We start from the raw sequence: 12,734 nt of genomic DNA, 5'->3' as shown, positions 1-12,734 counted from the left end.
GGCGGCGTGGGGCCAGGTCTCGAGCCCGCTCCCGCGAACCGTCTGGGGTCACTTCCCCGGCACCAGAAGGTCTTCCCATCACGGGAGCGGGCAGGGACCTGACCGACACGCCGCCACCACGCGTACGCCGCAGCACGTACGCCGCAGGACAACTCACCACACGCACCGCACACGGGGGTCAGGACGATGGACGGCACGCAGGCAGGGACCGCACCGGGAGCGCCGCAGCTCCGGGTGCGACACCAGGCCCGCGACGCCCTGGTCGTCATGGTCTTCTCGGCCGCCGCGTCCGGTGTCTGCTCGTTGCTCTTCCTCCTGCTCCTGGGACTGGGCGAGTAGGCGTCGATGACGAACTCCCGCCACGTCCCGGTCCTGCTCGAGCGGGTCGTCGCGCTGCTGGCCCCCGCCCTGCGCGAGCCCGGCGCGGTCCTGGTCGACTGCACCCTCGGTCTCGGGGGCCACTCCGAGGCCGTCCTCGAGGCGTGCCCCGAGGCCCGGGTCATCGGCATCGACCGCGACCCCCGGGCGATCGCCCTCGCCACCGAACGGCTGGCGCGGTTCGGTGAGCGGTTCACCGCGGTGCAGGCGACCTACGACGAGATCGGCACCGTGGTCACCGACGCCGGTCTCGACGCCGTGCAGGGGGTCCTGTTCGACCTCGGTGTCTCCTCGATGCAGCTCGACGAACGTGAGCGGGGCTTCGCCTACGCCGAGGACGCACCCCTCGACATGCGGATGGGTGACGCCGGACCGACGGCGGCCGACGTGCTCAACACCTACTCCGCGGCCGAGCTCACCCGTGTGCTCAAGGAGTACGGCGAGGAGAAGTTCGCCCGCAAGATCGCCCACGCCGTCGTGCGGGAGCGAGCGGTCGAACCCTTCTCGCGCTCCGGTCGACTCGTCGAGCTGCTGTACGCCGAGATCCCCGCACCGGCGCGCCGGACCGGCGGCCACCCTGCGAAGCGCACCTTCCAGGCGCTGCGCATGGAGGTCAACGACGAGCTCGGTGTCCTGCGCCGAGCCCTGCCGGCCGCCCTCGAGGTGGTCGCGGTGGGCGGTCGCGTCGTCGTGGAGTCCTACCACTCCCTGGAGGACCGGATGGTCAAACGGGCCTTCGCGCAGGTCACGACCCTCGACGTGCCCCATGACCTGCCCTTCGTCCCGGAGGGCGCGGAGCCCCGGATGAGGTCGGTCACCCGTGGAGCCGAGCTGGCCGACGCGGTCGAGATCGAGCACAACCCCCGAGCAGCGTCGGTCCGACTCCGGGCCGTCGAACGAGTCCTTCCCGACGTCAGGAGCCAGGCATGAGCAGTCCGGCAGTGCAGCTGCGTTCCCGCGTCTCGAGCCTGAGCGGAGCGGCGGTCGAGAAGGCTCGACTCACCGTCGTCCCGGTGACCCGGGTCAGGGCACCGAAGGTTCCCTTCGTCGCCCTCGTCATGGTGCTCGGCCTCGTCGGTGCGGTGGGGCTCCTGCTCTTCAACACCTCCCTGCAGCAGGCGTCGTTCGCGGAGGCCCAGCTGGCTGACAAGGCGGCCGCGCTCGCCGACCGTGAGGAGACGCTGCGCATGGAGCTCGACGACCTGCGCGACCCGCAGCGCATCGCCACCGAGGCCGTCCGGATGGGCATGGTGATCCCGCCGGCCCCCGCCTTCCTCGAGCTCGACGGCACCGTGGTCGGCACGCCGCGTCCGGCCTCCGCCGACGACGCGTTGCGCATCAGGCCCCGCCCCCGCCAGCTGCCGGCCGACCTGCGGCCGGAGGTGAGGGTCGTGAAGGTCGAGTCGTCCGTCGCTCGGGGCGAGGGCCGCGCCACCCGTCGGGCCTCGCGCCCCGGCGACCGCTGACGCGACGACACGCCCGCGCCTGCCCGTGATCGCGGCCGGTGCCGGGTTCAATAGGAGTACCCGCCGGGCCGAGACGGCCCACCGGTCACCGAGGAGACGGAGCCCCCTTGCCGCGCACCAGCCGACAGGACGTACGCCCTCGCGGCGGACGGCGGGCCTCTCCCGCGCAGCGCCTCCAGGTGGGGCTGCTGCTGATCGCGGTGGTGCTCTCGTTCTTCGCGGCCCGGCTCCTGCAGCTGCAGGGGCTGGACCCGCGTTCCTACGCCGACATGGCGACCGCGAAGGACGTCGTGGAGATCACCCTGCCGGCGGCTCGGGGCGACATCCTGGACCGCAACGGCGTCGCCCTGGCCGACTCCGTCAACGGTCGGATGATCATCGCGGACCCGTTCCGCACGGCTGACCAGGCGCCGGAGCTGGCCACCCTGCTCGCCGACGAGCTCGACCTCGACTACTTCACCACGTTGGAGAAGCTCCGCAAGGAGGGAAGTCGCTACCAGTACGTCGCCCGACGTGTCCCCGCGGCGACGGCGCGCGGGGTGCTCGACAAGGTCCGCGAGGCAGGGTTCGTGGGCATCAGCGCCGACGACGACCCGATCCGCGACTACCCGGCCGGCGAGGTGGCCGCCAACCTCGTGGGCTTCATGGGCACCGACGAGCCGCTGGGTGGCTTCGAGGTCGCGTTCAACGGCCTGCTCTCCGGACGCGAGGGCTCGAGTCGCTACACCCAGGGCAACGGCTACCGGGTGCCCCTGGCGGAGAACTCGATGGTGGCGCCCGTGGACGGCGACGACCTGCGCACGACGATCGACCGCGACCTGCAGTGGTACACGCAGAAGGTGCTCTCCGAGACGGTGGAGAACTACCGCGCCGAGTCCGGCGTCGCCGTCGTCCAGGATGCGCGCACCGGCGAGCTGCTGGCGGTCGCCGACGCCCCCACCTTCGACGCGAACGAGCCCCTCGACAGCCATCCCGACAACCTGGGGTCGCGGGCGTTCAGCGACGTCTACGAGCCGGGGTCGGTGCAGAAGGTCCTCACGGCCGCCGCGCTCGTGGACGCGGGCAAGGTCACGGCACGCACCCGGTTGCGCGTCCCGGGCCAGCTGCAGCGGCAGGACCGGCCGATCAACGACTGGTTCCCCCACGGCGTGCTGCGCATGACGATGGCCGGCGTCATCGCCCAGTCCTCGAACATCGGCACGGTGCTGGCCGCCGACCAGATGTCCAAGCGCGAGCTGTGGCGCTACCTCCGCGCCTTCGGCCTGGGCCGACGCACCGACGTGGGGGTGCGGGGTGAGTCCCGTGGCCTGCTCACGGCGCCGGCGGCGATGACCTCGCAGAACAAGGACCGCATCGCCTTCGGTCAGTCGTTGTCGGTCAACGCGGTGCAGATGACCGCGGCGATCAACACGATCGCCAACGGCGGGGTGCGGGTCTCGCCCAGCCTGGTCCAGGGGTCGGCGACCACCGACGACGGTCGTCAGGTCGGCACCGACCACACGACCCGCGAGCGGGTGGTCAGTCCCGAGGCGGCCCGCCAGACGATGCTCATGATGGAGCGGGTCGTCGACGCGGAGGCCGGAGTCGCGCCGCGGGCCCAGGTGCCCGGCTACCGGGTGGCCGGCAAGACCGGCACGGCGCAGCGCGCCGACGAGGAGTGTGGTTGCTACGACGGGTCGCTCTCCCTGTCCTTCGGTGGTTTCGCCCCGGCTGACGACCCTCGGTTCACCGTCTACGTGGTGATCCACGCCCCGGGTGTCGACGGCGGAGGTGGCTCGGTGGGTGGCCCCGCGTTCTCCAAGATCATGGCGCGCGCCCTGTCGCACTACGGCGTCCCACCCACGGGCAAGCGACCCAACCGCGTGCCCGTGGAGTGGTGAGCCGGGTGGTGCGTCGCGCCGGTGGCGCGGATAACCTGCCGGGGATGGGCGAGCCACAGACCTCCTGGACCAGACCGTCGACCGCGCCCCGTGCCTCGGTGGGGGAGGTCGCGCAGTGGTTGCGACGGCTCGCAGGTCCCTCGACCCCGGTGCTGGTGCACGGTGATGGCGACGTCCAGGTCACCGGTTTGACCCTGAGCTCGTCGCGGGTGGAGGGCGGCGACCTGTTCGCGGCGTTGCCGGGCATGTCCTCGCACGGGGCCCGGTTCGTCGCCGACGCCCTGGAGGCCGGTGCCGCCGCGGTGCTCACCGACCCCGAGGGGGCGGTCCTCGTGCCCGACACGGTGCCGGCGATCGTCGTCGAGGGCCCGCGTCGCTTCCTGGGTGAGCTGGCGGCCGAGCTCCACGACCGTCCGGCCACGTCGATGCGCATGGTGGCGGTGACGGGCACCCAGGGCAAGACCACGGTCACCCAGCTCGCGGAGGGCGGGGTGAGCCGGGCCGGAGTCCGCGCTGCGGTCATCGGCACCGTCGGCACCCGGGTGGCCGGGCACGACGTCGCCACGTCACTGACCACGCCCGAGGCCCCGGACCTCCAGGCGCTCTTCGCCCGGATGCGCGAGGAGTCCGTCGCGGTGTGCGCCATGGAGGTCTCCAGCCACGCTCTCGTGCTGGGTCGGGTCGACGGCGTCGTCTTCGACGTCGCCACCTTCCTCAACCTGGGGCGCGACCACCTCGACTTCCACGCCGACGTGGAGGAGTACTACGGCGCCAAGGCCTCCCTCTTCACCCCGGTTCGGGCTCGGCGCGCGTTGGTCAACGTCGACGACGAGCACGGCCGCCGGCTGGCGCAGGAGACCGCGCTGCCGCTCTCCACCTTCTCGGCCGAGGGCGCCGACGCCGACTGGCGGGCCGTGGAGGTCGTGTGCGGTGCCGACGGCTCCTCCTTCCGGATCCTGGGTCCCGACGGGTTCGACCTCGCGACCACCGTGCCGTTGCCGGGGGAGTTCAACGTCGCCAACGCCCTCGCGGCGGTGGCCAGCTGCGCCCTCGTCGGTCTCGACCCACGCTCGGCGGCGGAAGGCATCGCCCGCGGGACGGGCGTACCGGGGCGCCTCGAGCGGATCGACGCGGGGCAGGACTTCACCGTGGTCGTCGACTACGCCCACAAGCCGGACGCCGTCGAGGCGACCCTGCGTACGCTGCGCCCACTGACCTCAGGACGCCTGCTGGTGGTGCTGGGTGCGGGCGGCGACCGGGACCGGGGCAAGCGCCCGGTCATGGGCGAGATCGCCGCCCGGCTCGCCGACGTGGTGGTGGTGACCGACGACAACCCGCGCTCCGAGGACCCCGCTGCGATCCGCGCCGAGGTGCTGTCGGGCACGACCGACGCGGCCGCCGAGGTCATGGAGATCGGCGACCGGCGCGCCGCGATCGCCGCTGCGCTCCGTCTGGCCGGTCCCGGCGACGTGGTGCTCGTCGCGGGCAAGGGACACGAGACAGGGCAGGAGGTGGCCGGAGTGGTCACGCCGTTCGACGACCGTCAGGTCGTGCGTGAGGAGTTGGCCGCCCGGTGATCGCGATGCGTCTGTCGGAGGTGGCAGCCGTGGTCGGGGGCACGCTCGACAGGGGCGCGGGGGAGTCGGGCCCGGACCCGGAGCCCGGGTCCGCCGACCCCGGTGACATTGTGGTGAGCGGCGCGGCCTCCGTCGACAGCCGGCAGGTGCCGGCCGGTGGGCTCTTCGTGGCGATCGAGGGCGAGCACGTCGACGGGCACGACTACGCCCGCGCCGCCCTCGAGGCGGGCGCCGTCGCCGTCCTGGCCTCGCGCCCCTGCGGAGTGCCGGCCGTGCTCGTGCCCGATCCCGTGGCCGCGCTGGGCCTCCTGGCGCGCCACGTCGTCGACCACCTGCCCGCCACCACCGTGCTGGCCCTGACGGGGTCGCAGGGCAAGACGGGCACGAAGGACTACCTGGCCGCCCTGCTCGCGCCCGAGGGTGGCACGGTCGCGACCGCCGGCAACTTCAACAACGAGCTCGGGGTGCCCCTCACGGTGCTCCGCGCTGACGAGTCGACCCGCTTCCTGGTCGTCGAGATGGGGGCCCGAGGCGTCGGCCACATCGCCCACCTCTGCTCCGTCGCGCCGCCGCGGGTGGCCGCGGTCCTCAACGTGGGCACCGCCCACGTGGGCGAGTTCGGAGGACGCGACCGCATCGCCGTGGCCAAGGGCGAGATCGTGGAGGCGTTGCCCGCCGACGGGACCGCCGTGCTCAACGCCGGGGACGAGTACACCGCGACGATGGGGGAGCGCACCGACGCCCACGTGCTCACCTTCGGCGCCGACGGCGACGTGGCGTGGCGCGGGTTGCGGCTCGACGCCTCGGGCCGGCCGACCTTCGAGCTCGGGCACCGAGGTCGTTGGGTGCCCGTGCAGCTGACCCAGCTCGGCCTGCACCAGGTCGAGAACGCGGCCGCCGCAGCAGCCATGGCCCTTGCCGTGGGGGTGGGGCTCGACGACGTTGCCACCCGTCTCGGCGAGGTCCGGGAGATGTCGCGCTGGCGGATGGAGCCGCACGTGCGTGCTGACGGCCTGCTCGTCGTCAACGACGCCTACAACGCCAACCCCGAGTCGATGTCGGCCGCCGTGCACACGCTCGCCCACCTCGGCGCGGCCCGTCCGGGCCGCAGCGTCGCCGTGCTGGGTGAGATGCGCGAGCTGGGCGACGCCGACGACGAGGGGCACCGCTCCGTCGGCGCCGCCGTCGCGGAGGCCGGCGTCGACGTCCTCGTCACGGTGGGTGGGGCCGCGGCAGCGATCGCCGCTGGAGCCCGGTCCGCCGGCTGGCAGGGTGAGGCGATCGTCACGGCGGGGCGGGACGAGGCACTGGTGTGGGTGCGGGAGAATGTGACGTCCGGTGACGTCGTCCTGGTCAAGGCATCACGCGGTGCAGCGTTGGAGCTCATCGTCGAAGGAATCCTGGAAGGGGCTGCTGCCCGATGAGAGCCATCCTGTTCGCAGGCGGACTCGCGCTCGTCCTGTCGCTGCTCGGCACCCGGGTGGCGATCACGATGCTCAGCAGGCGGGGTTACGGGCAGGAGATCCGGGAGGACGGCCCCACCTCGCACCACACCAAGCGCGGCACCCCGACCATGGGCGGGATCGTCATCATCGGTGCGTCCGTGGTGGCCTACCTGCTGGCCAAGGCCGCCACCGGCCAGGCCCCGTCCGCCTCGGCGTGGCTGCTGCTCTTCCTCTTCGTCGGGCTGGGGTTCGTCGGCTTCCTCGACGACTTCATCAAGATCGTGAAGCAGCGCAGCCTCGGGCTGCGCAGCAAGGCCAAGATGATCGGCCAGACCGTCGTGGCGCTGGCGTTCGGTGCGCTCGCGCTCTCGCCGATGCTCGAGGACCACCGGGGACAGACGCCGGCCTCGCAGCACATCTCCTTCCTCCGCGACTTCAGCGCCTGGACGGTCCCGACCGTCCTGCTCCTCGTCTTCATGTGGTTCCTGATCACGGGCTTCAGCAACGCCGTCAACCTCACCGACGGGCTGGACGGGCTGGCGGCGGGCGCGACGACGCTGGTCTTCGGCGCCTTCCTGCTCGTCAACGTGTGGCAGTACAACCAGTCCTGCGCGGTCGCGCCCTCGGCCTCCTGCTACGAGGTACGAGATCCGCTCGACCTCGCCGTCGTCTCGGCAGCGATCATGGGCGCCACCTTCGGCTTCCTGTGGTGGAACGCCTCGCCGGCCCAGATCTTCATGGGCGACACCGGTTCCCTCGCCCTGGGTGGGGCCCTCGCGGGTCTCGCGATCCTGACGCGCACCGAGCTGCTGCTGGTCATCATCGGTGGCCTCTTCGTGGTCGAGACGCTCTCGGTGATGCTGCAGGTGGGGTGGTTCAAGGTCACCAAGGGTCGCCGGATCTTCCGCATGGCCCCGCTGCACCACCACTTCGAGATGCTCGGGTGGGAGCAGGTGACGGTCGTCATCCGTTTCTGGATCATCGCGGGCCTCTTCGTGGCCGCGGGCATCGGCGTCTTCTACGCCGAATGGGTGGCGGGGATCGGGTGACGCAGCGATGAGCGTGGACCTCGACCAGCTCACGGGCGCCGACTCGTGGGCGGGGGTGCGGGCCGTGGTCGCCGGGTTCGGCGTCGCCGGGTTCGCCTCCACCGACAACCTGAACCACCTCGGCGCCGAGGTCGTCGCGCTCGACGTCCGTCGCGATCCCGAGCTGGAGGAGAAGGCTGAGCTGCTCGGCGTGCTGGGGGCAGACGTACGCCTGGGTGACGGCGTCGCCGACGTGCTGCCGGAGGGGATCGACCTCCTGGTCGTGTCACCCGGCTGGCGCCCGGACGCCCCCCTGGTGGCGCAGGCCCACGAACGCGGCGTGCCCGTCTGGGGCGAGGTGGAGCTGGCCTGGCGACTGCGCCACCCCGACCGCCTCGCACCGTGGCTGGTCGTCACCGGCGAGCGGGGACGCGGCACCGCAGTGCGCATGCTCGACGCGATCCTGCGTGCCGACGGACGTCGGTCGGTCGCTGCCGGCAACGTCGGGCTGTCGCTGGTCGAGGTCGTCATGGACCCCGAGCCCTACGACGTGATCGCCGTGGACGTCTCCAGCCAGCAGCTGCACCACACCCGCTCGATGAGGGCTGAGTCGGCGGCCGTCATGGGCCTGGGCCACGACATGGGCGCCGGGCACCCCGGCTGGCACCGGTCCGAGCAGGAGTGGCTCGCCGACACGGCCAAGGTCTACCACCACGTCGAGAAGGCGTGCGTCTACGACGACGCCGACGAGCGCACCCGGCGCATGGTGGAGGAGGCCGACGTGGTCGAGGGGGCTCGTGCGATCGGCACGACCTTCGCGATGCCCGCGGTGGGCATGGTCGGCCTCGTCGAGGAGATCGTGGCCGACCGGGCCTTCATCGAGCAGCGGACCACGAGCGCCGCCGAGCTCTGCACCGTCGACGACCTGGCCTCCCAGGAGCCCGAGTTCGTGGCTGCCGCCCTCGTCGCGGCCGCGCTGGCCCGCGCACACGGCGTCTCCCGGACCGCGGTCCGCGACGGTCTGCGCGGCTTCGGCCGCGACTGAGGCAGCCCGGCCCGGCCAGCGGGGCCCGGCCCGCGACACGCGGCGTCGGTGACCCGCTCCGGCCAGCCCGGCCAGCGAGACTGGGGGGACGCGGCCTCCGCCGCGGACGGCGCCCGGCGCCGCATCGTCGAAGGCCCAGGAGGGTGCATGACCACGGCCAACCCGGAGGGCGCCCTGACCCGGGCGCGCACCTCCGCCCCGGCAGCCGTGCGTCAGGCCCTCGCCCACCCGCTGAGCTCGTACTACCTGCTCCTCGGGGCCTCTGCGCTGCTGCTGACGATCGGACTCATCATGGTCACCAGCTCCAGCAGTGTGCTGGCCTACCGCACGAGTGGCGACTCGTACTCGATCGTGAAGCGACAGCTCATGTGGGTCGCCATCGGGCTGCCCGTGGCGTGGGTGGCGAGTCGCGTGCCGGTGGCCGCGGTGCGTCGCCTCGCATGGCCCGGACTGGGCGTGGCCGCCGGGCTCCTGGTGCTGGTGCAGGTCCCCGGGCTCGGCGTCGAGGTGGCGGGCAACCAGAACTGGCTCGGCGTCGGTCCGTTCCGCCTGCAGCCCTCGGAGGTCGCGAAGTTCGCCGTGGTGATCTGGGCGGCCCACGTCTTCGCGCGCAAGGAGCCCCTGCTCGACCGGACCGCGCACATCCTCGTGCCCGTGGTGCCCGGGGTCGGGTTGGTGACCGGACTGGTGGTCCTGGGCCGCGACCTCGGCACCGCCCTGGTCTTCGGCGGCATCCTCATGGCCCTGCTCTGGGTCGTCGGGCTCAACTGGCGCTACTTCGCCTTCGGACTCTCCGCGCTGGTGGCCCTGGCGTTCGTCGCCGCCTCGACCAGTGCCGAGCGCCGCGACCGTCTGACGAACTTCGTCGACCCGCTGCAGACCTACCACGACAACGGGTGGCAGCCGGCCCACGGGCTCTACGCCCTCGCCACCGGCGGGTGGCTCGGCAACGGGATCGGTGACTCGACCCAGAAGTGGGGCGACCTGCCGGAGGCGCACACCGACTTCATCTTCGCGGTGCTGGGTGAGGAGCTCGGTCTCGCCGGCACCGTGCTGGTGGTGAGCCTCTTCGGCGCGATCGCCTTCGCGGCCGTGCGGGTGGCGCTGAGGACGGCCGACCCCTTCGTCCGCTACTGCTCGTTCGGGGTGGTGGCGTGGCTGCTGGGCCAGATGATCATCAACGTGGGCATGGTCCTGGCCGTCCTGCCCGTGATCGGCATCCCGCTGCCCCTCATCTCCTACGGCGGTTCGGCGCTGGTGCCCTCGTTGGCCGCCCTCGGGCTGCTGGTCGGCTTCGCCCGGCGTGAACCGGAGGCGGCGGAGGCGCTCGAGGCGCGCCGGACCCGGACGTACGGGGTGTCAGCCCCCGGTGCAGCTCGGTCCACCTCCTAGGCTGGGGCCACCATGCATGTGCTTCTCGCCGGCGGAGGAACCGCCGGACACACCTCGCCCCTGCTCGCCACCGCCGACGCCCTGCGTCGGCTGGACCCGACCGTGAGGGTGACCTGCCTGGGCACCACGTCGGGCCTGGAGGCGCGCCTCGTGCCGGAGGCCGGGCTCCCGCTCGAGTTCGTGCCCAAGGTGCCGCTGCCGCGCAGGCCCGGCAAGGCGCTGCTGCAGGTGCCCGGCAAGCTGCTGGCCGCGCGACGCGCCGCCCTCGAGGTCGTCGACCGGGTGCGTCCCGACGTCGTCGTCGGCTTCGGTGGCTACGTCTCGGTGCCCGCCTACCTCGCGGCGCGCACGCGCCGCCTGCCTCTCGTCGTGCACGAGGGCAACGCGCTCGCCGGGATCGCCAACAAGCTGGGGGCGCGACTGACTCGCCACGTGGCGACCAGCTTCCCGGGCACCGACATCCCGCACGCCACCTACGTCGGCCTCCCGGTGCGGCGCATGGTCTCCACGCTGGACCGCGACGCGCTGCGGGCCGAGGCGCGTGCCAGCTTCGGCCTCGACCCCGACCGTCCCACGCTCCTGGTCACCGGTGGTTCCCAGGGCGCGGCCCGCATCAACGCCGCCGTCCTCGGTGCCGCGCACGCGCTGTCGCGCGCCGGCGTCCAGGTGCTCCACGTGGCGGGGCCCACCCAGGAGGTCGACGCCCCCGCCACCGACGTGCCCTACGTGGTGCGCCAGTACGTCGACCGCATGGACCTGGCGTACGCGGCCGCTGACGCCGTGGTGTGCCGTGCCGGCTCCAACACGGTCACCGAGGTGTCGGGCGTGGGGTTGCCGGCCGTCTACGTGCCCCTCCCGATCGGCAACGGTGAGCAGGCGCTCAACGCGCGGCCCGTCGTGGAGGCCGGTGGTGGCCTCCTGGTCGCTGACGAGGAGCTGACCTCCGAGTGGGTGGCTGCCCATGTGGCCCCGATGCTCACCGACCCCGAGGGCCTGTCCCGGATGGGCGCGGCCGCGCGCGGCGTCATGAAGCTCGACGCCGACGAGACCCTGGCCCGCATGATCATGGAGGCCGCCCGGTGAAGCTGCCCGTCCCCGACGTCATCCTTCCGGCCGACGAGCTCGGCCACGTGCACTTCGTCGGCATCGGCGGAGCCGGTCTCTCGGCGATCGCGCGCATCATGCTCGCCCGCGGGGTCTCGGTCTCCGGCAGCGACGGCGCCGACTCGGCCACGCTGGCCGCCCTGGCAAAGCTGGGCGCGCGGGTGCACGTCGGGCACGACGCCGCCCACGTGCAGGGCGCCGACACCCTCGTGGTCTCCACCGCCGTGCGCGAGGACAACCCCGAGGTGGTCGCCGCCCAGCAGTCCGGGCTGCGGCTGTGGCCCCGCTCGGCGGGGCTCGCCTCCGTGATGGAGGGCAAGCGCACCCTCGCGGTCGCCGGCACCCACGGCAAGACGACGACCACGTCGTTGCTGACCTCCGCGCTGCAGGCGGCGGGGGCCGACCCCACCTTCGCGGTCGGGGGCGACTTCGCCGCGACCGGGACCAACGCCCACGACGGGCGTGGTGACCTGTTCGTCGCGGAGGCCGACGAGTCCGACGGCGCCTTCCTGGTCTACCGGCCCTTCGGTGCCGTGGTGACCAACGTCGAGGCCGACCACCTGGACCACTTCGGCACGGAGGAGGCCTACCGTGCCGCCTTCGAGGAGTTCCTCGACCGGATCCAGCCCGGGGGTTTCCTCGTGGTCGTGGTCGACGACCCCGGGGCCGCGGCGCTGGCCGCCTCCGCCGAGGCGCGGGGCATCGACACGATCCGGGTGGGGGAGTCGTCGGCTGCCGACCTGCGCCTGGGCGCGCTCACCTTCGCCGGCAACCGTTCCGCGGCCGACGTCACCCTGTCGGGGCACCTCGCCCTCGTCCAGGGAAGTGAGGGTGGCAGCTGCCTGCGGCTGGAGCTGCAGATCCCGGGGCGCCACTACCTCCTCGACGCGGCTGCGGCACTCGCCGCGGGGTTGCGTCTGGGCTTCGCGCCCGCCGACCTCCTGGCGGGGCTCGCCGGCTTCACCGGGACCCGTCGCCGCATGGAGCGCAAGGGCGAGGTCGCGGGGGTCCGGGTCTACGACTCCTACGCCCACCACCCGGTGGAGATCGCCGGTGACCTGCAGGCCGCCCGTGCCTTGGCCGGTGAGGGTCGTGTCGTCGTCGCCTTCCAGCCCCACCTCGTGTCGCGTACGCGCATCTTCGGTGCCGAGATGGGCCGCGCCCTCGAGGCCGCCGACGAGGTCGTGGTGCTCGACGTGCACCTCGCCCGGGAGGATCCCGACCCCTCGGTCACCGGCGAGCTGGTCGCTGCGGCGTGTCGCCTCCCGGCCGACCGGGTGTCCTACGTCGAGGAGTTCGACGCGGCTCCGGCCGAGCTCGTCCGGCGGGCCCGGGCGGGCGACCTGGTGCTGACCCTGGGAGCCGGCAGCGTGACCGAGCTCGGTCCGCGGGTGCTGGACCTGTTGGGCAAGGACTGAC

11 protein-coding genes are annotated in these 12,734 nt (G+C 72.9%); all 11 read left to right on the top strand.

The features are described 5' to 3' along the window. Window positions 1-186: 186 nt before the first annotated feature. The 11 genes from IEQ44_RS01030 to murC all read left to right on the top strand — a co-directional run bounded on the left by IEQ44_RS01030 (window position 187) and on the right by murC (window position 12,733). Entirely contained in the window at window positions 187-339 is a 153-nt protein-coding gene (locus IEQ44_RS01030) for a hypothetical protein (RefSeq protein ID WP_193636558.1), read from the top strand. Window positions 340-345: 6 nt separating this feature from the next. Beyond that, the gene (rsmH, locus tag IEQ44_RS01025) at window positions 346-1,308 is read left to right on the top strand and encodes a 16S rRNA (cytosine(1402)-N(4))-methyltransferase RsmH (protein WP_193636557.1); all 963 of its coding nucleotides are present in this window, start codon (window positions 346-348) and stop codon (window positions 1,306-1,308) included. Then, window positions 1,305-1,844 (top strand): cell division protein FtsL, encoded by a 540-nt coding sequence (ftsL, locus tag IEQ44_RS01020; protein WP_193636556.1) that lies wholly within the window; start codon window positions 1,305-1,307, stop codon window positions 1,842-1,844. The genes rsmH and ftsL overlap by 4 nt, the downstream gene beginning before the upstream one ends. A gap of 107 nt (window positions 1,845-1,951) precedes the next feature. Continuing rightward, a complete protein-coding gene (locus tag IEQ44_RS01015; RefSeq protein ID WP_193636555.1) occupies window positions 1,952-3,724 on the top strand; it encodes a peptidoglycan D,D-transpeptidase FtsI family protein in 1,773 nt (590 codons plus the stop codon). Then, window positions 3,721-5,301 carry a UDP-N-acetylmuramoyl-L-alanyl-D-glutamate--2,6-diaminopimelate ligase gene (locus tag IEQ44_RS01010; RefSeq protein WP_319804403.1) on the top strand — a complete coding sequence of 527 codons (1,581 nt, stop codon included), beginning with the start codon at window positions 3,721-3,723 and terminating at the stop codon, window positions 5,299-5,301. Before IEQ44_RS01015 ends, IEQ44_RS01010 begins: the two co-directional genes overlap by 4 nt. Before the next feature lie 5 nt (window positions 5,302-5,306). Beyond that, complete coding sequence (locus tag IEQ44_RS01005; RefSeq protein WP_227486720.1) at window positions 5,307-6,725, top strand: UDP-N-acetylmuramoyl-tripeptide--D-alanyl-D-alanine ligase; 1,419 nt, start codon at window positions 5,307-5,309, stop codon at window positions 6,723-6,725. Continuing rightward, window positions 6,722-7,795 (top strand): phospho-N-acetylmuramoyl-pentapeptide-transferase, encoded by a 1,074-nt coding sequence (gene mraY, locus IEQ44_RS01000; protein ID WP_193636553.1) that lies wholly within the window; start codon window positions 6,722-6,724, stop codon window positions 7,793-7,795. The genes IEQ44_RS01005 and mraY overlap by 4 nt, the downstream gene beginning before the upstream one ends. Before the next feature lie 7 nt (window positions 7,796-7,802). After that, entirely contained in the window at window positions 7,803-8,819 is a 1,017-nt protein-coding gene (locus IEQ44_RS00995) for a Mur ligase family protein (protein WP_193636552.1), read from the top strand. Window positions 8,820-8,867: 48 nt separating this feature from the next. After that, window positions 8,868-10,211 (top strand): putative lipid II flippase FtsW, encoded by a 1,344-nt coding sequence (gene ftsW / locus IEQ44_RS00990; protein ID WP_319804402.1) that lies wholly within the window; start codon window positions 8,868-8,870, stop codon window positions 10,209-10,211. A 12-nt stretch (window positions 10,212-10,223) separates the two neighbouring features. Further along, the gene (murG, locus tag IEQ44_RS00985) at window positions 10,224-11,294 is read left to right on the top strand and encodes an undecaprenyldiphospho-muramoylpentapeptide beta-N-acetylglucosaminyltransferase (RefSeq protein ID WP_193636551.1); all 1,071 of its coding nucleotides are present in this window, start codon (window positions 10,224-10,226) and stop codon (window positions 11,292-11,294) included. Beyond that, entirely contained in the window at window positions 11,291-12,733 is a 1,443-nt protein-coding gene (gene murC / locus IEQ44_RS00980; RefSeq protein WP_193636550.1) for a UDP-N-acetylmuramate--L-alanine ligase, read from the top strand. The genes murG and murC overlap by 4 nt, the downstream gene beginning before the upstream one ends. The last annotated feature ends 1 nt before the right edge of the window (window position 12,734 follow it).

The sequence above is a fragment of the Nocardioides malaquae genome (assembly GCF_015070385.1).
Lineage (GTDB): Bacteria > Actinomycetota > Actinomycetes > Propionibacteriales > Nocardioidaceae > Nocardioides > Nocardioides malaquae.
The sequence above is the reverse complement of the archived record's forward strand: the minus strand, read 5'-3'. Positions and strand labels throughout refer to the sequence as shown.

Excerpts from the sequence above, each read along its gene's own strand:
- IEQ44_RS01030 (WP_193636558.1), top strand. The coding sequence starts at position 187 with ATGGACGGCACGCAGGCAGGGACCGCACCGGGAGCGCCGCAGCTCCGG.
- rsmH (WP_193636557.1), top strand. The coding sequence starts at position 346 with ATGACGAACTCCCGCCACGTCCCGGTCCTGCTCGAGCGGGTCGTCGCG.
- ftsL (WP_193636556.1), top strand. The coding sequence starts at position 1,305 with ATGAGCAGTCCGGCAGTGCAGCTGCGTTCCCGCGTCTCGAGCCTGAGC.
- IEQ44_RS01005 (WP_227486720.1), top strand. The coding sequence starts at position 5,307 with ATGCGTCTGTCGGAGGTGGCAGCCGTGGTCGGGGGCACGCTCGACAGG.
- mraY (WP_193636553.1), top strand. The coding sequence starts at position 6,722 with ATGAGAGCCATCCTGTTCGCAGGCGGACTCGCGCTCGTCCTGTCGCTG.
- IEQ44_RS00995 (WP_193636552.1), top strand. The coding sequence starts at position 7,803 with ATGAGCGTGGACCTCGACCAGCTCACGGGCGCCGACTCGTGGGCGGGG.
- murG (WP_193636551.1), top strand. The coding sequence starts at position 10,224 with ATGCATGTGCTTCTCGCCGGCGGAGGAACCGCCGGACACACCTCGCCC.